General features: G+C 72.6%; 12 protein-coding genes and 2 pseudogenes. 10 read left to right on the top strand and 4 right to left on the bottom strand.

Features of this window, described 5'->3' with window-relative positions; translation table 11 throughout:
* Positions 1-48: 48 nt before the first annotated feature.
* The 4 genes from SROS_RS17465 to SROS_RS17450 all read left to right on the top strand — a co-directional run bounded on the left by SROS_RS17465 (position 49) and on the right by SROS_RS17450 (position 4,881).
* Complete coding sequence (locus SROS_RS17465; RefSeq protein WP_012890275.1) at positions 49-786, top strand: lytic polysaccharide monooxygenase; 738 nt, start codon at positions 49-51, stop codon at positions 784-786.
* A 249-nt stretch (positions 787-1,035) separates the two neighbouring features.
* Complete coding sequence (locus tag SROS_RS46020) at positions 1,036-2,232, top strand: CysS/YqeB C-terminal domain-containing protein (RefSeq protein ID WP_012890274.1); 1,197 nt, start codon at positions 1,036-1,038, stop codon at positions 2,230-2,232.
* A gap of 123 nt (positions 2,233-2,355) precedes the next feature.
* Positions 2,356-4,197 carry a glycoside hydrolase family 15 protein gene (locus SROS_RS17455; protein ID WP_012890273.1) on the top strand — a complete coding sequence of 614 codons (1,842 nt, stop codon included), beginning with the start codon at positions 2,356-2,358 and terminating at the stop codon, positions 4,195-4,197.
* Between the two features lie 231 nt (positions 4,198-4,428).
* A complete protein-coding gene (locus SROS_RS17450) occupies positions 4,429-4,881 on the top strand; it encodes a hypothetical protein (protein ID WP_012890272.1) in 453 nt (150 codons plus the stop codon).
* Positions 4,882-4,941: 60 nt separating this feature from the next.
* On the opposite strand, the gene SROS_RS17445 is transcribed toward SROS_RS17450, so the two are convergent.
* Positions 4,942-6,153 carry a damage-control phosphatase ARMT1 family protein gene (locus SROS_RS17445; RefSeq protein WP_012890271.1) on the bottom strand — a complete coding sequence of 404 codons (1,212 nt, stop codon included), beginning with the start codon at positions 6,151-6,153 and terminating at the stop codon, positions 4,942-4,944.
* A 518-nt stretch (positions 6,154-6,671) separates the two neighbouring features.
* On the opposite strand from SROS_RS17445, the gene SROS_RS17440 reads away from it, so the two are divergent.
* The 3 genes and pseudogenes from SROS_RS17440 (at position 6,672) to SROS_RS17425 (ending at position 8,923) form a co-directional block, all read left to right on the top strand.
* Positions 6,672-7,082, top strand: a complete 411-nt coding sequence (locus tag SROS_RS17440; protein WP_043652228.1) for a PPOX class F420-dependent oxidoreductase — start codon at positions 6,672-6,674, stop codon at positions 7,080-7,082.
* 68 nt (positions 7,083-7,150) lie between these two features.
* Positions 7,151-7,959: pseudogene (locus tag SROS_RS47460) on the top strand (IS5 family transposase).
* A gap of 178 nt (positions 7,960-8,137) precedes the next feature.
* Positions 8,138-8,923: a DUF72 domain-containing protein gene (locus tag SROS_RS17425; protein ID WP_012890269.1), complete on the top strand. Its 786-nt coding sequence runs from the start codon at positions 8,138-8,140 to the stop codon at positions 8,921-8,923.
* A gap of 13 nt (positions 8,924-8,936) precedes the next feature.
* Here SROS_RS17425 and SROS_RS17420 read toward each other — a convergent pair whose 3' ends face one another.
* The 3 genes and pseudogenes from SROS_RS17420 to SROS_RS54715 form a co-directional block, all read right to left on the bottom strand.
* Positions 8,937-10,703: an ABC transporter ATP-binding protein gene (locus SROS_RS17420; RefSeq protein ID WP_012890268.1), complete on the bottom strand. Its 1,767-nt coding sequence runs from the start codon at positions 10,701-10,703 to the stop codon at positions 8,937-8,939.
* Between the two features lie 212 nt (positions 10,704-10,915).
* Positions 10,916-12,064, bottom strand: coding sequence for a lanthionine synthetase LanC family protein (locus SROS_RS17415; protein WP_012890266.1), 1,149 nt, complete (start codon positions 12,062-12,064; stop codon positions 10,916-10,918).
* Positions 12,065-12,629: 565 nt separating this feature from the next.
* A pseudogene (locus tag SROS_RS54715) lies at positions 12,630-13,844 on the bottom strand (class III lanthionine synthetase LanKC N-terminal domain-containing protein); the annotation flags it as partial.
* A 626-nt stretch (positions 13,845-14,470) separates the two neighbouring features.
* On the opposite strand from SROS_RS54715, the gene SROS_RS53885 reads away from it, so the two are divergent.
* The 3 genes from SROS_RS53885 (at position 14,471) to SROS_RS17395 (ending at position 17,875) form a co-directional block, all read left to right on the top strand.
* A complete protein-coding gene (locus SROS_RS53885) occupies positions 14,471-15,835 on the top strand; it encodes an N-acetylmuramoyl-L-alanine amidase (RefSeq protein WP_043652222.1) in 1,365 nt (454 codons plus the stop codon).
* Between the two features lie 204 nt (positions 15,836-16,039).
* Entirely contained in the window at positions 16,040-17,158 is a 1,119-nt protein-coding gene (locus SROS_RS17400) for an LLM class flavin-dependent oxidoreductase (protein WP_012890263.1), read from the top strand.
* Between the two features lie 99 nt (positions 17,159-17,257).
* Positions 17,258-17,875: an FMN reductase gene (locus tag SROS_RS17395; RefSeq protein WP_012890262.1), complete on the top strand. Its 618-nt coding sequence runs from the start codon at positions 17,258-17,260 to the stop codon at positions 17,873-17,875.
* Positions 17,876-17,881 lie beyond the last annotated feature (6 nt).

Genomic DNA, 17,881 nt, shown 5'->3' with positions numbered 1-17,881 from the left:
GAAACTTTCCTTTACGTTTGGCTTATCCCCCCAGTAAAGGAGTACCACGTGCGAAGAACGATCAACTTCCTCGCAGCGGCGATCATCGCCATCGGGGCCACGGTGTTCATCGCCACACCGGCTCACGCGCACGGCTACATATCGTCGCCGCCGAGCAGGCAGGCCATGTGCGCCCAGGGTCGCGTGGCCAACTGCGGTGAGATCATCTATGAGCCGCAGAGCGTGGAGGGGCCCAAGGGCCTGAGGAGCTGCAGCGGCGGCAACTCCCGGTTCGCCCAGCTCGACAACGAGAGCAAGGGCTGGCCGGCCACGAGCGTGGGCGGCTCGGTCACCTTCAACTGGGTGCTGACCGCTCGCCACGCCACCAGCACCTGGGAGTACTACGTCGGCGGCACCCGGATCGCGGTGTTCAACGACCAGGGCCGCCAGCCCGGCGCCACGGTCTCGCACAGCGTGAACCTGGGCGGCAGGTCGGGCCGGCAGAAGGTCCTCGCGATCTGGAACATCGCCGACACCCCCAACGCCTTCTACTCGTGCGTCGACCTGCAGGTCGGCGGTGGCTCCCCGAACCCCAACCCGACCCCGACCACCGGCCCGACCCCGACCGCGAGCCCGACCCCCACCACCGGCCCGACGACCCCGGCCGGCACCTGGGCCGCGGGCACCGCCTACCAGGTGGGTTCCCAGGTCACCTACGGCGGCGCGAGCTACCGGTGCATCCAGGCGCACACCGCGCTCCCCGGCTGGGAGCCGCCGAACGTCCCGGTGCTCTGGCAGCGGCTCTGACCCCCCTGAGATCGGTCCCGTAGATCTCGCCCGAGCGGGCGGCGCCCGGCCGCGTTCACGATCCCCCCGGCCGGGCGCCGCCCGCCGTCGTCACGCGAACGCCGTCGTCACGCGGGCACCGTCGTCACGCGGGCACCGTCGTCACGCAGGCGCCGTGGCCGGCGGGTGAAAGCACCGGTGGTATTGCCCTCGCCCCACTTCCCGTGAATGGCTGGAATCCGTCACCTACGACGGAGAGGCGGGAGCGCGATGCAGGACCGGCCCGGCGTGCTGGTGCTCATGGGATCGGGCGAGACGAGCCCGACCATGGTCGAGGTCCACCGCTCCGTCGTCCGGCGGCTGGGCGACGGACCCCGGGCCGTACTGCTCGACACTCCCTACGCCTTCCAGGAGAACGCCGCGGACATCTCCTCACGCGCCCGGAGATACTTCGCCCGCAGCGTCGGGCTCGACGTCGAGGTCGGCACCGCGATCGCCGGAGCCGACTGGGTGTTCTCCGGCCCCGGCAGCCCGACGTTCGCACTCGACCGATGGACGGCCACGCCGGTGGCGGCCGAGCTGCGGGGCCGCGTCCGCGCGCGGGACGGGGCGACGGTGCTCGCCTCGGCCGCGGCCTGTACGGCGGGCATCGCGGCGGTGCCGGTGTACGAGGTCTACAAGGTGGGCGCCGAGCCCCACTGGCGCGAAGGCCTCGACCTGCTCGGCGTGCTCGGCCTCCGGGTCGCGGTGATCCCGCACTACGACAACGCCGAGGGCGGCACCCACGACACCCGCTACTGCTATCTCGGCGAGCGGCGACTCGCCTTCCTGGAGCGCCTGCTCCCCCCGGACGCGGCGGTGCTCGGCATCGACGAGCACACGGCCGTCGTCTTCGACCTGCGGGCCGAGAGCCTCCAGGTGGCGGGGCGGGGCGGCCTGACCGTCCGCCGCCCCGGCTCCCAGACGGTCCTGCCCGCCGGGACGGTCGCCGGGCTGGCCGAACTGCGCCGGCTGGTCCGGGGCGGGGGCGGGAGCTCCGGAGCGTCCCCCGGGCCCGTGGTCCCGCCGGAGGCCGGCCACGTCACCCTCGGCGAGCTGACCCGCGCCTGCGAACAGCGCTTCGGCGCCGCGCTCGGCGAGCACAACACCGCGGAGGCCACGCAGGCCGTACTCGACCTGGAGGCGGAGATCACCAAATGGGCCGCCGACACCGAGGAGGACGAGGGCGGTGTCGACGAGGCCCGTGAGATCCTGCGGCACCTGGTCACCCGGCTCGGCCGCCTGGCCGACACCTCCGAGCCACGCGACCGGCTCGCCCCGCTGGTCGAGCCGCTGCTCGCGCTCCGTGAACGGCTGCGCGAGCAGGGGGCTTACGACAGCGCCGACGCGCTGCGCGAAGCGCTCGCCGCCGGAGGCGTGTCGATCGAGGACGGCCCGGACGGCCCCCGCTGGACCGTGCGGGGGTGAGCGCCGCGAGCCGGCCTGTGCCGGAAACCTGCCGGGTCCTTGACGCGGCACAGACCCCGGCGAGCCTCCGCGGCACGTAGCTTGAGGGCGTGAGGTGCGGGCTGCGACGGTGGGAAGGCTGAGATGGCGGCAGCGGGGTCCGCTCGTCGCCCGGATCCGGCGGGCGCCTCTCGTTACCCGCCGATCGCCGACCACGGACTGATCGGTGACCTGCGCAGCGTGGCGCTCGTGGACACCGGCGGCACGATCGGCTGGTACTGCTGCCCGCGCTTCGACTCGCCGAGCGTGTTCGCCTCGATCCTGGACGCCGACCGGGGCGGGTCGTTCGAGCTGGCCGCCGACGTGCCCGCGCGGACCAAGCAGTTCTACTTCCCCGACACCAACGTGCTGATCACCCGGTTCTTCGCCGCCGACGGGGTGGGCGAGATCCAGGACTTCATGCCGGTCGTCGCCGGCTCGGCCGAGGACGGCAGGCACCGGCTGATCCGGCGGGTGATGTGCGTCCGGGGGGCGCTGCCGTTCCGGGCGCGGGTGGCGCCCCGCTTCGACTACGGCAGGCAGTCGCACGACCTGAGCATGCGGGACGGCCGGGCGATCTTCGAGTCGCCGTCGCTCTCCCTGTCCCTGAGCGCCAGCACGTCCATCGAGACCGACGGCCCGGACGTCTGGTCGGAGTTCAAACTCACCGAGGGCGAGTCTGCGGTCTTCGCCCTCGACAAGCTCGGCGACGGCGTGGAACCCCGCTCGTGCCCGATCGCCGAGGCCGAGGAGGAGTTCGCCGCCACGGTCGCGTACTGGCGGCGCTGGCTGTCCGCGTCGCGCTACCGCGGCCGCTGGCGGGAGATGGTGCACCGCTCCGCGCTGACGCTGAAGCTGCTCACCTACGCGCCGACCGGCGGGATCGTGGCGGCGGCGACGACCAGCCTCCCCGAGCAGATCGGCGGCGAGCGCAACTGGGACTACCGCTACGTCTGGATCCGCGACTCGGCGTTCTGCGTGTACGCCCTGCTCAGGCTGGGGTTCAGCGAGGAGGCGGCGGCGTTCATGAACTTCCTGTCCGAGCACGTCAGCCGGGACGGCACCGGCCCGTCGGGCCCGCTGCAGATCATGTACGGCATCGACGGGCGCACCGAGCTGCCCGAGGTCGAGCTGTCCCACTTCGAGGGCTACCGGGGCTCCGCCCCGGTGCGCACCGGGAACGGCGCCGTCCACCAGCTCCAGCTGGACATCTACGGAGCTCTCATCGACTCCGTCTACCTCTACGACAAGATGTGCCAGCCGATCTCCAGTGACCACTGGGAAGAGGTCCACACGCTGGTGGACTGGGTCTGCGACAACTGGGACCAGCCCGACGAGGGCGTCTGGGAGACGCGTGGCGGGCGCAAGGACTTCGTCTACTCGCGGCTGATGTGCTGGGTGGCGATCGAACGGGCCATGCGGATGGCCGGCCACCGCGGGCTGCCCGCCGACACGCCGCGCTGGCAACGGGCCCGCGACGCGATCTACCGGCAGATCATGCAGCGCGGCTGGTCGGCCCGGCTGCAGGCGTTCGTCCAGCATTTCGACGAGGACGTCCTCGACGCCTCCATCCTGATGATGCCGCTGGCCAAGTTCGTCTCCCCCACCGACCCGAAGTGGCTGTCGACTCTCGACGCCCTCGGCAGGACCCTGGTGTCCGACTCCCTGGTGTACCGCTACGACCCCCTGACCAGCCCGGACGGGTTGCGGGGACAGGACGGCACGTTCTCGATCTGCTCGTTCTGGTACGTCGAGGCGCTCACCCGCGCCGGCCGCCTGGACGAGGCGCGGCTGGCCTTCGAGAAGATGCTCACCTACGCCAATCACCTCGGCCTGTACGCCGAGGAGATCGGGCAGACCGGTGAGCAGCTCGGCAACTTTCCGCAGGCCTTCACCCATCTCGCGCTGATCAGTGCCGCGTTCAACCTCGACCGCGCCCTCGGGTAGCCGTCCGGGGCGACGGTTGACCGTGGCGCCGGCGGGCATATCGACCTCGTTGCCGCCTCGGGGGAGAACGCGCATGTCACATGGGCAGAACATGGTCGCTCAGGGGCGACGTACGGAGGCGCAGGCCGTCCGCCCGGCCGCCACCGAGCCGGCCGGAGGGCCGGAGCGCGCCCGCGGTCCAGGCGCCTCGTCCCGGCCCGGCGGCGTCCCCGGGACGGGAGAGCTCCGGCCATGAGCCTGGGAGCGGGAATCGTCGCGGGGGCGGCGGGCACCACCGCGCTGGACGCCGTCACCTACCTGGACATGGCCGTCCGAGGCCGCCCTGCGAGCCGGCTGCCGTCCGAGGCCGCCGCCGAGCTGGCCGACCGGGCCGGGGCCGACCTCGGCTCCGGACAGGCCGGCGAGAGCAGGCGCGAGGGCGTGGGCGCGCTGCTCGGATACGCGGCGGGCCTCGGAGCCGGCGCGCTCTACGGGCTGCTCGCCGGCGACCGGCGCCTCCCCCTGCCGGTCGCCGCCCTGGGCCTGTCGGCGGCGGCGATGGCCGCCGGCGACATCCCCCTCGTCGCGCTCCGGCTGACCGACCCGCGCAGATGGGAGGCGTCCTCGTGGGTTGCCGACGTCGTCCCGCACCTGGCCTACGGGCTGACGGCCGCGGCGGTCTACCGGCGGCTGACCCGCCCCTGACCTCCGCCCCGGGTCCGGCCGCCGGCGCGGTCGCCCGGCGGCCCGCCGTCACCCGCGCGGCTACGGCCTGACCTGGATCAGGGCATGCGTGCCGCTGGTGCGCCAGGGCCGCCCGCCCGCGTCCAGCTCCGTGACCACGTCGGCTCCGAGGCCCATCACGACGTCGGACTTCAGGGTGCGCAGGGCTGCCACCGGCCCGGGGAAGTATCCGACGGCCGAGGCGAACGGCGTGGTCGGCGGCCACATCCGGTCGCCGACGAGGCGCCGGTAGTTCAGATCACCCTTCATGATCGTCAACGAGGCGGAGGCGAACTCCTCCCGCAGGTCCTCGGGCATCTCGCTGTAGGGCAGGGGCGCGCACGAGAAGACGTGTGCCCGTACGGCCAGCCGCCCCGAGCCCATCGCGCCCCACAGGCGCTCCCCCACCTCCCCCGCCCGGCCCCCGGCGGCCGACAGCCGCCGCACGCAGGCGATGACGTCCGCGGGCACGGCGTCGGAGACGTAGTACGGCGTGGGCTTCACATGCAGGAGAACCTCCCGCGCCCCCCGCGCGTGCAGCAGGTGATCGATCAGGGCGAGGTCCGGCAGCAGCTCGCCTGCCGCGTTGTCGGCGACGAAGCAGATCCGCGCGGGGCGCGGGCCGTCCACCGCCGGCCAGAGAAGGTCGCTGTCGTCTGCCGTCAGGCCCGTCGTCCGGCCGCCGGCCTGCGCCCCTCCGGCGGACAGGCGGAACCCGAGGTCCGCCTGGTTTCCCCACAGCGCCCTCTGGAGCAGCGTCTGCGCCTGCTCCCCGGGGGGCATGCCGGGCACGCCGTCGAGCGCGCGGAGCTCGGCCTCGACCCCCTTGCCGAGCAGCTCGGCCTGTTTGAAGGGCTCGAACGGGTCCACGCCCCGCCACGGCCCCGGATCGAAGTATCCGACCGCGGCCAGGAGCTTGCGGTAGAAGTAGCTCTCCGCCCACAGGAACGGCGCGTCGTCCCAGCGCCGCCCGACATGGCCCCGATCCCAGCTCTCCCAGAGCTCGCGGTCGTGCGCGGCCCTCTCCAGAGGACCGATCACCCCGTCGGTGATCTCCCTGAGCAGCAGGTCGAGCGCGCGCCGACGGTCGGGACCGTACGGCGTGGCGTCACCGACCTTCCGGATCAGGGCGGGGTGCCGGTCGTGGAGGACACTCCAGGGGAAGGAGCCGGGAACGTCGCTCCGGATCACCGGCGGGTCGCCGGAGGTCACCGCGGGCTCTCCGGACCGCCCCCGGACGTCGTCATCCGCCATCTGCCGCTCCCCCGATCCGCCGCGCCGCCGTACCTCCGGCGGTCCCGGCGAGCACACGCTGTCCCCGTAGTTTGAAGCGCTCCCCACGGATGAATCCGAGGGATTCCAGCCATCCCAACCGTGCGGCTCTGCGCACGGTCGCGACGCTGTTGCTTGGCGGTTCACCTTCCGGCCCCGTTTACACGGGTTTCCACGCCCCAGCCCACGATCCCGTTCCGGGTGACACGGGCTCCGCCCTCCCGGCGGTGAGTGACGGCCAAAGGTGCGAGCCTGGTTATCGCTCACGTGTTCGACCGCGACCGACTCTACCAGCGCGTGGTGCGCTGCCGCAGCCGGTTCCGGTCAAGGCACGCTCAGGCGCTGGAGCACCTTCCCACGCCGGACTTACCGATCGTTTCAGAATGAGATGAGCCCGGGTTTTGCGGTTTGCGATCTCGGTCGGCGAGGGTGCCCTGCGTGCGCGCCGGCAGGGGATATATCGGTCGACGCCGCCTGGCGACCTGGCTAGGGTCGCGGGCGTGAGGATCAAGTTGAACGATGCCGCCTGCAGGCTCCTTGACGATGCGAATCCCGCGGTGCTGGCCACCGTGAACCCCGACGGCAGCCCGCAGACCTCAGTGGTCTGGGTCGCCCGGGACGGCGGCGACCTGCTGATCTCTTCGGCAGCCGGCCGCCGCAAGGTCACCAACATGGAGCGCGACGCGCGGGTCAGCCTGACGGTCTACGACCGGGCCAACCCGCTGCGATACCTGGAGGTACGCGGTACCGCGACGGTGGCCGAAGATCTGGGCCGGAAGCTGGCCGTCGCACTGGCCGAGCAGTACGAGGGGCCGGGCGCGGGTGAGGAGTACCTGGAACTGCCGCCGGAGGTGGTGCGGGTGGTCGTCAGGGTCACCCCGCAGCGGCTGGTCGGCACCTTCGCCGACTGACTGATCGTTTCAGAGCGAGTTGAGCCCGCGCTCTTGTACCTGGCAATGTTGATCGGGAGGCTGTGTGGGTGAGTGCTGATCTTGTTCCGGACGACCTGTGGGAGCGCGTGGCTCCGCTGCTGCCACCCGTTCCCGAGCGCCGTCGTCGCCACCCGGGACGTCTGCGTATTCCGGACCGGGCGGCGCTCACTGGCGTGATGTACGTGCTGCGGACCGGTGTTGCCTGGCGCGATGTGCCCGCGGAGACCGTGGGCTGCTCCGGAGTCACGGCCTGGCGCCGGCTGCGGGACTGGACCGAGGCTGGCGTCTGACCCCGCCTGCACGCCGCTATGCTGGCCGAGCTACGGCAGACCGACCTTCTGGACCTGGATGACTGCGCTGTCGACGGCTCACATGTCCGGGCCCTCAAAGGGGGGATCATGTCGGCCCTTCGCCCGTCGACCGGGCCCGGCCCGGTTCCAAGCACCATGTGATCGTCGATCGGCACGGAACCCCGCCGGCCGTCACTCTCACCGGCGGCAATCGCCACGACGTCACCCAGCTGCTGCCGCTGCTGGACGCCGTCCCACCGATCCGGGGCCTGCGGGGGCGCCCCCGTCGTAAGCCCCGGCGCCTGTACGCCGACCGGGGCTACGACTTCGACAAATACCGCCGCCTGCTGTGGAAGCGCGGCATCAAGCCCGTGATCGCCCGACGCGGAACCGCCCATGGATCCGGGCTTGGCAAGGTGCGCTGGGTGGTTGAACGCGCGTTCGCCTGGCTCCTCCAGTTCAAACGACTACGCATCCGCTACGAGCGCCGGGCCGACCTCCATCAGGGCCTGCTCGAACTGGCCTGCAGCATTATCTGCCTCCGGCGCCTCAGAACTTCATTCTGAAACGATCAGTTACCCCCATGGCTGAAGCCAGAGGTCCGCGCCCGGCATCTCCGATCGACCGCCTCCTCGCGGAAGGAGGCACCACCCCCGCCGCGTGGCCGCGGGTGGTGTCGAAGGCCGCGGCGGCGGGCAGATCCCGCCCCATGGAGAAGGCGGGGTTCGACGGGGCGGGACCGTCATGATGCGGGTGGGGACGTCCGGCTGGCAGTACGCCGACTGGCGCGGGGTGCTGTACCCCCCTGCCCTGGCCCGGCGGCTGTGGCTGGAGCGGTACGGCGAGAGCTTCGAGACGGTCGAGAACAACAACACCTTCTACCGGCTGCCGGCCCGCCGGACGTTCGAGGACTGGAGGGACCGCACCCCGGACACCTTCGTCATGGCGGTCAAGGCGAGCCGCTTCCTCACCCACGTCAAACGGCTGAAGGACCCCGAGGAGCCCGTCGAGCGCCTGCTGGCGGCGGCCGGCGGGCTGGGGAGCAAGCTCGGGCCGATCCTCCTGCAGCTCCCGCCGACGCTGACGGCCGACCCCGGACGGCTCGGCGCGTGCCTGCGCTGTTTCCCCGCCGACGTGCGTGTCGCCGTCGAGCCGCGGCACGCCTCCTGGTGGAGTGATCCCGTGCGCGAGGTGCTGTCGGCGCACGGCGCGGCCCTGTGCTGGGCCGACCGGCTCGGCCGCCCGCAGACGCCCCTGTGGCGGACCGCCGACTGGGGTTACCTCCGCTTCCACGAGGGCCGCGCCACTCCCTGGCCCGCGTACGGCGACGGCGCGCTCCGTTCCTGGCTACGCCGGCTGGGCGAGGCCTGGGACGGACGCTGCGACGTCCACGTGTACTTCAACAACGATCCGGGCGGCGCCGCGGTGCGCGACGCCGCCCGGTACGCGGCACTCGCCTCCGCCGAGGGGTGGCCCGTGAGCCGCACGCCGGCCCTCACCGTTCCCGGGGGGCCCGCCACGCCTCCATGAGCGCGGACCCGGGCTACGCCGCGCCGGTCTGCGCGCGGACCATCCGGGCGTACAGCCCGTGCCGGTCGCCGAGCAGGTCGAGGCGCGAGCCGTGCTCCACCACCCGCCCCTCCTCCAGCGCCACGACGGTGTCGAAGGAGTCGAGCACGCCGAACCTGTGGGTGATCATCACGGTCGTCCGTCCGGCCCGTTCCGCCAGGATCGCCTCGACGACCTTCAGCTCGGTCAGCGGGTCGAGCGCGGAGGTCGCCTCGTCGAGCACGAGCACGGACGCGTCGGCCAGGAGCGCGCGGGCCAGGGCGATGCGCTGCCGCTCGCCGCCGGAGAACAGCGCCCCCCGCTCACCCGCCGGCGAGTCGTAGCCGTCCGGGAGCGCCGCGATCCGCTCGTGGATCCGGGTGATCCGGCAGGCCCGCACGAGATCGTCCATCGTGGCGCCGGGCGCGGCGTATCTGAGGTTGTCGGCGACCGATCCCTGGAAGAGGAAGGGGTCCTGCGTGGCGATGCAGATCCGTCCGGGCAGCGGCGCCCCGAACTCCGTCCCGTCGATCACGACCGCTCCCTCGGTGGGCGGGTGCAGCCCGGCGAGCAGGTGGCCGAGCGTCGTCTTGCCCGAGCCGCTCGGGCCCACGACCAGCGTGGTGGAGGCGGCCGGGATGTCGAGGCTCACGCCGTACAGCGCCGGGCGGTCCTCCTCACCCGTCCCCGGGTAGCGGAAGCCGGCCCCGCGGGCGGCGAGCGCGCCGGGTCCCGGGGCGGGGCTCTGCCGCGGCTCCGGCTCCGGCTGGAGGTCGAGGTAGCCGAAGACCCTCTCGAACGCCCCCTGGGCGGAGCGGAACTCGGTGGAGATGTGCAGGATCTGCCACAGGGGCTGGTAGAGCCTCGCCTGCAGCACGGTGAAGGCGACGAGGGTGCCCGGAGTGATCCCGCCGGTCAGCCCCGCCGCCACGAACACCAGGTAGGGGGTCAGCACGAAGAAGACGTGGCCCACGCTCAGCACCAGCTGGGCCACCACGCCGGAACGGACCCCCAGCCGTGCCAGCCGCTCGCTCTCCGCGGTGAACCCGGCGGCCTCCTCCTGACGCCTGCCGTGCACCCGGGCCATGGTGACGCCCCCCAGCGACAGGCGTTCGGCGATGATGGAGGAGAGCTCCGCCCGGGTGCGCTGGCCGTCGGCCGACAGGGTCGAGAGCGCCCGCCCCGACCGGGAGGCCACCAGCAGGACGAGCGGCGCGAGGATCAGGGCGACGCCCGCGAGCACCGGCGACAGGGTCACCATCGCGCCGGCCGCGACCACGAATCCGATGAGGCCGGAGAGCGCGCCGGGCAGGGTGTCCTTGACCGCGTACTCGATCTGCGTGGTGTCGCCGGCCAGCCGCGACTGGATCTCGCCGCCCCGCTCCGCGGCGAAGAAGGCGAGCGGCATGCGCTGCAGGCGGCCGAACATCTCCGCGCGCAGCCCGTGGACCACCCGCTGCGCGACGCGGGCCGACAGCCACGTCTGCCCCAGGTCCACGGCGCCCACCGCGCAGGCGATCGCCGCGGCCAGCCCGGCGATCAGGGCGAGCAGCGGCAGGTCGGGGCCGCCAGGCCCGAAGAGCGCCCGGTCGAAGACCACCCGCGTCAGCAGCGGGACGGCGGCGTTCAGGGCGGAGTAGACGGCGATGAGCACGACGAGAACGCAGACGGCGCCCCGGTACGGCATGAACAGCCGCACGACCCTGCGCCAGGTCCCTGGGGCGGGAGGGGTCTCCGGGACGGAGGCGGGACGATCGCGCACGGCCGTACCTGTCCTTGTCTGATGATCGAGCGTCGGGTGATCGAATGTCGGTGATCGGGCAGAGCCCCGCCCTCCCGGGAGCGGGAGGGCGGGGCCTTCACATCAGTCGCCTGTCACGTCAGCCGTCGGTGCAACCGGCGTGCTTGAAGCAGTGGGTCAGCCGGAGCGCCTCGTTGGTGCCCGGCTCCAGCTCCTGGAGCGCCTGCAGGTCCTCAACGTCGAAGGACATGGTCTTTACCTCCTGTGGTCGGCGGGGCCGCCTCTGATACGGCCCGCTCTTCTTTCATCGCCGTCCCGTCGCGGACGGCGAGCCTGGGGGCGTCGTCGGGCATCCACAGTCGGGGATGCCCGTGACGCAGCCGGAGGAGGAAGGCGACGACGCCCGCCGTACCTCCGAGGAAGGTGGGTGAGAAGCCCGCCTGGGCGTCGGGCACGAGCAGCCGGCCGGAACGGCCGACCGCCCTGATCTCCAGGCAGGCGGCCAGGTCCCGGGCCCACCGGTGGTAGCGGTCGTCACCGGTGAGGTCGGCCATGTCGAGCAGGAACTCCCCGTCGCCTGGGAGCCCGTGGCACGGCACCGGCCCCGACTGCCACCGGGTGCGGTGCACGGCCGCCGCCGCCCCGCGCGCGAGGTCCAGCGCCTTCGGGTCGCCGGTGGCGTGCCAGTACCTCACCAGGAAGGAGCCGATCCCGGAGGATCCGCTGCACCAGTACGGCCTGCGGGGACGCACCGTCCCCGGGTCGCCGCGGAGGGTCGGCCACCAGGCGGTGTCCCCGTCGACGTCCGCGTGCTCGTAGAGGGCGCGGGCGACCTCGTGCACGGTCGCCGTCCAGTCCGGCCGGTCGAGGGCCCGGCCCGCGTGGAGCAGCGCGGTCCCGATCCCGGCGATGCCGTGCGCGAAGCCGAAGTGGTTGGCTCCGGCGAGGCCGGAGTCGAACGTCCGCGGTGTCGGCCACTGCGGGTGGCCGTCCAGGTACGACCGCGCGTCGTGCAGGTTCTGGAACGTCGTGGCGGCGCGTTGCCGCAGCGCCGGATCGCCCGACCGCAGCGCGACGCGCAGGACCGCCATGCCGCATCCGGCCAGCCCGTGTGTCACGTCCGGGCTGGGGTGATCCGTCGGCAGCAGGCTCGCCGCCCGCACCGCGTACCGGGCCAGCCCGGCGTCGTCCAGGGCCGCCGCCGCGTCGTACAGCGCCCACACCGCTCCGGAGCGGCCGAAGTGGAGGCCGGGCCGCCAGGCGTCCTCCTCCGCCAGCCGCAGCCGCAGCCGGCGGGAGAGCGCGGCGACCGCGGCGGCCGCCTCCGGGGCGGGCATGGCCAGCGTCAGGACCCCGAGGACGCCCGCCGCGCCGGCGTGCACCGAGCACGGATCCGCCTCGGGCCCGCCGGGAACGTCGGACCACGCCGCCAGGCTGCCGTCGCCCGGGGCCGCCGCCTTCCACCAGGTACGCGATCCCGTCGTCGATCAGCCGATCGATCCGGTGGAGCGGCCGGGCCGGGCCGCCGCCGGACCGCCCGGCCCCGGACCCGCCGGCGCCCGGCTCGGGCGTGGGCCCGGCAGCACTCCGCCGGGTGGGTTCCGCGGCGCCCTGCCCGGAGGCGAGCCCGGAGACGGCCTGACCGGGGGCGAGCCCGGCGGCGCTCCGGCGGCGGGTGAGTCCGGCGAGGAAGCGCTCGCACCGCTCCAGCGGCCAGCGGCGCTCCGGCTCCGCCGCCAGCAGGCCCTCCGCCAGTGGCCGCAGCAGGGCCAGCGTGGGGTTGGCCGCGGCCACCGCCGCGACCCGATCGAGACCGGTCGCGACCCGATCGAGGCCCGGCGGGTCCAGCTCGGAGCCCGACGGGTCCAGGTAGGGGCCCGGCGGATCCAGCTCGGAGCCCGGCGGATCCAGGTGGGGGCCCGGCGGATCCAGGTGGGCGCCGACCGCGAGGAAGTAGGTCATCGCGCCGAGGCTGTAGAGGTCGGCGCCGCCGTCCGGTGCGGGCCGGGGCTCCCCGACGTGCTCCACCAGCTCCGGCGCCAGGTAGCCCGGGGTCCCGCCCACCATGACGGTGGCGCCCGGCACGGCCGCGTGCTCCAGGTCGATGAGCCGGAGCTCGCCGCCGGGGAGCAGCATCACGTTGTTCGGCGACAGGTCTCCGAACACGTGACCCCGGCCGTGCACCGCCTTCAGCAGCCCGACCAGCCGGCCGAGGACGGGCAGGACCTCCGCCGCCCCGTTGCCGAAGCCGTTCTCGCCCAGCGGACCGGCGTTCCCGTCCGACCAGCGTTGCAGCGTGATCCCCGGCACGTGCTCCTCGACGAGGAAGACGTGCCCGCCCTGCTCGAAGAAGTCCACCACGGCGGGCACCGCCCCGGTCTCCGCGAGATCCTCAAGGCGGGAGCGCTCCGCCGCCACCCGGTCCCGCGCGTCCCTGCCGCTCAGATCGGCGCACGCGTGCGGACGGCCCTCCTTGACGACCACCTCGCGCCCCGTCCTGGTGTCCTCGGCGAGATACACCCCGCCCCGGTTCGCGTGCCGTACGGCTTCGCGGACGACGAACCGGCCGTTCAGCATGACCGCGGCCGCTCCGGGGCGCCGGCCCGCCGCCGGAGCCTCGAACGGGCAGATCGCGAACGGCGGCGGGGAGAACCGCGGCTCCCGCGCGTCGAGGACGAGGCGGCCCTCCGGCGAGCGCAGCCGGATCTCGTAGAACCCGTCGTTGCCGAGCGTCCTGTGCCCGCGGAAGGCGCCGTAGCGGTAATGCACGATCCCGCCTGCCCGGTAGGGGCGGTCGGAGAGGATCACGGGTCCGGGAAGGCCCCGGGTGGCCTCGTCCAGCAGGGCGGCCAGGCGGACCGGCTCCGCGTCGTCGCGCGGGTAGGCGGTGATGAACTTCCCGGCCTGCGCGCGGCTGCAGTGCGGTTCGAGGAATCTCCAGTAGTCGTCCAGCCGGGCGGGGAACTTGAAGGCGCACCCGGCTCCGGCCAGCACCCGCGAGACGCGGGAGAGCACCACGGGGGCGGAGAGCATCGTCGCGGAGACGTGCAGCTTCCACCCCTGGTCGGGGATCGCGTACGTGTCCGGCGCGACCTTGCACCAGAGTCCGTCGTCGGCGGTCGACCACTCCTGCGCGCCCGCGCGCCCGAGCTCGGCGGTCACGATGTCGCACAGGATGGCGGGGTCTCCCGAACGCGTCCTCACGTGGACCCACTCCCTGTCGTCGCGGCTCTTCCTCGCAGGATCCGAGATTGCCGGAGACCTCTTGCCAATGACTGGAATTTCAATTGCTTACGAGGTGGGAGGGGCATTTATCCGGGCAGAAAAAAATCTTGACCGAATTGGTCACATCATTATTTGCATTTATGTTCGCATCCGCTCCGGCCGCCGTCCCACCTCCGGCGGACGGGCCCCAGGCTCCCCTGACGTGGTCACCGCCCCGGGCGGTCCGCCGGCCGGACGCGCCGCCACCGGCGCGCGACGGCCGGCTCCGACGCCGCACCCGATCACGCGCGGGGGCCGCGCCGCCGTCCACCCCGCCGAGCTGATCGCACAGGCGCTCCCGCCAAGGAGCCGACCAGCCGAAACAACGCGGAAACGGCCGTACGCGGCCCACTCGATCAAGGAAGGAAATTATCATTCACACATAAAGTAATGTCAATTATTTACATTCATCATGACTTCACCTTACTGTGCGGCCATAACCGATATCCGGTGAGACAGGGACACCTGGACCCCGAGGAGGCCCCGTGCGGAACACCCGGGCGCGCACGCCATACCGATTAGCCATGGTCCTGACCGCGGCCGCGACCATCCTTCTGGGGGTGCTCGCCCAGGGTGCGAGCGCCGCTCCGGCCGGCCCCCTGGCCCGCGCCTTCGCCCGCGCGGCCACCGCCCACGACGTCCCCCGCGACCTGCTCGTCGCCCTCGCCTACGCCGAGACCCACCTTGACGGGCACAACGGCGCGCCGAGCGCGAGCGGCGGGTACGGGATCATGCACCTGGTCGCCAACCCCACCACCCACACGCTGAAGAAAGCCGCCGAGCTCACCGGGCGGCCGGTCGCGACCCTGCAGAAGGACGACGCGGCCAACATCGCCGGCGGCGCCGCCCTCCTGCGCTCCCACGCCGACGACCTCGGACTCGACGCCACCGCCAGGAAGGACGCCGGCCGCTGGTATCCGGCGGTGGCCGCCTACGCCAACGCCTCCACCCCCGAGGTGGCCCGGCTGTACGCCGACACCGTCTACGACCTGCTCGGCAGGGGCCTGCGGGCCCCCGCGCGCGACGGCGAGATCGTCACCGTCGCCCCCCGTGAGGTCGAGGCCGAGCGCGGCGCCTACGCCCGCACCCGCGACCTCAACGCCCAGCTCGCCGCCCCCGACTACCCCAACGCCGGCTGGGTGGCCGCCAGCTCCGCCAACTACACCGCCTCCAGCCGCCCCTCCGCCTACGCCATCGACCGCATCGTCATCCACGTCACCCAGGGCTCCTACGCCGGCACCATCTCCTGGTTCCAGAACCCCAGCGCGAGCGTGTCGGCCCACTACGTCGTGCGCTCCTCCGACGGCGCCGTCACCCAGATGGTCCGTGACAAGGACGTCGCCTGGCACGCCGGCAACTGGAGCTACAACACCCGCTCCGTCGGCATCGAGCACGAGGGCTACGTCAGCGACGCCTCCTGGTTCACCGACGCGATGTACCGCTCCTCGGCCGCGCTGACCCGCCACATCGCCGACCGCTACGGCATCCCCAAGGACCGCGCCCACATCATCGGGCACAACCAGGTGCCGGGCGCCACGCACACCGACCCGGGCCCGTACTGGGACTGGAACAGGTACATGCAGTACGTCACCGGCGGGAGCAACCCCGCCCCCGGCAAGTACTGGGTCGACACCCATGCCGCGGCGCCGGGCCACTCCTCTCCGGGAGGGACGCGTACGGGGACCCTGAACCAGGGGACCAACTACGTCTACTGCCGCACCTGGGGCCCGAACGTCCAGGTCGGCGGCGACTACAACCACTGGTGGCTGAAGACCGACCTCGACTCGGGCAGCCCGTGGCAGAACCAGTGGGTGTCGGCGTACTATCTCGCGCGGTGGGGCAACGACGTGGCCAAGGACAACAGCGGCAACGACATCCCCAACTGCTGACAGACCGTACCCGCGCGCACGGGCCGCCGCCGGCGGCGGCCCGTGCGCGCGTCCGCGACCCCCGGGGACGCCGCCCGCGACACCGCCGGACCACCGGGCCGCCGGACCGCCGGATCACTGGGTCACCGGGCCGCCGGGAATAATCCGCTCACCACGATGTTAGGGGTAGTTGAAAGTTCAATGGTATTGAGGAAGGTGAGCACGATGCAGTTCGGGATCTTCACCGTGGGCGACGTCACCACAGACCCCACCACGGGCAGGACACCGAGTGAGCACGAGCGGATCAAGGCGATGGTAGCCATCGCGCTCAAGGCGGAAGAGGTCGGCCTCGACGTCTTCGCCACCGGCGAGCACCACAACCCGCCCTTCGTGCCATCGTCACCGACGACCATGCTCGGCTACATCGCCGCACGGACCGAGCGGCTCATCCTCTCCACCTCCACGACCCTGATCACCACCAACGACCCGGTCAAGATCGCCGAGGACTTCGCGATGCTGCAGCACCTGGCCGACGGGCGCGTCGACCTGATGCTGGGCCGCGGCAACACCGGGCCGGTCTACCCCTGGTTCGGGAAGGACATCCGGCAGGGCATCCCGCTGGCCATCGAGAACTACGCGCTGCTGCACGAGCTGTGGCGCAAGGACGTGGTGGACTGGGAGGGCCGCTTCCGCACTCCCCTGCAGTCCTTCACCTCGACGCCGCGGCCGCTCGACGGCGTGCCGCCGTTCGTCTGGCACGGCTCGATCCGCAGCCCGGAGATCGCCGAGCAGGCCGCCTACTACGGCGACGGCTTCTTCGCCAACAACATCTTCTGGCCCAAGGAGCACTTCATCCGCCTGATCGAGCTGTACCGGCAGCGCTTCGCCCACTACGGGCACGGCACTCCGGAACAGGCCGTCGTCGGGCTCGGCGGCCAGGTGTTCATGCGGAAGAACTCGCAGGACGCCGTGCGGGAGTTCCGCCCCTACTTCGACAACGCGCCCGTGTACGGCCACGGCCCGTCGCTGGAGGAGTTCACCGACCAGACGCCGCTCACCGTGGGCAGCCCGCAGGAGGTCATCGACAAGACCCTGACCTTCCGGGACTCCTTCGGCGACTACCAGCGCCAGCTGTTCCTTATGGACCACGCCGGGCTGCCGCTGAAGACCGTGCTGGAGCAGCTCGACATCCTCGGTGAGGAGGTCGTGCCCGTGCTCCGCAGGGAGTTCGCCGCCGGACGGCCGAGCGAGGTGCCGGACGGGCCCACCCACGGAGCCCTGGTCGCCCGCCGCTCCGCCGAGGCGAGCGAGGGGTCCTCCGTCCCCGCCGGCTCCCCGGCCTGACCGCTCCGCGCCCGCACCCCCCGGGGCGCTTCCCCGAAGCGCCCCGTCACCCCGTGAGGCGCTCCCCCGAAGCGCCCGCTCACCCGTGAAAGAGGAAACATGAAGCCCCTGAAGCTCGTGGCCGTCTCGGCGGGCCTCAGCCAGCCCTCGTCGACCCGGCTGCTCGCCGACCGCCTGGCCGAGGCGGCCAGGCGGCACCTGGCGGAGGAGCGCGCGACCGAGGTGCGCGTGGTCGAACTGCGCGACCTGGCCACCGACATCGCCAACACCATGGTGACCGGCTTCCCCGGCGCCGCACTACGTGAGGCGATCGAGGCGGTGACGGAGGCGGACGGCGTCATCGCCGTGACGCCGATCTTCACCGCCTCCTACAGCGGCCTGTTCAAGTCGTTCGTCGATGTGATCGACAACACCGCGCTCGCCGGAAAGCCCGTGCTCATCGCGGCGACCGGCGGCACGGCCCGGCACTCGCTCGCCCTCGAGCACGCCCTGCGCCCGCTGTTCGCCTACCTGCGCGCGATCGTCGTGCCCACCGCCGTCTACGCCGCGTCCGAGGACTGGGGCACGGGCGGGGACGGACGCACCGACGGCCTCGCCGCCCGCATCTCCCGCGCGGCGGAGGAGCTGGCCGAGCTGGTGCTGCGCAGGCCGGTCGCCGCCGAGCGGATCGACGCCGTCGTCCCGTTCGAGCAGCAGCTCGCCGCGCTGCGCCCCTGACCGGGG

It is taken from the genome of Streptosporangium roseum DSM 43021 (assembly GCF_000024865.1).
Classification (GTDB): Bacteria; Actinomycetota; Actinomycetes; order Streptosporangiales; family Streptosporangiaceae; genus Streptosporangium; species Streptosporangium roseum.
This window is presented reverse-complemented; position numbering and strand designations above follow the sequence as displayed.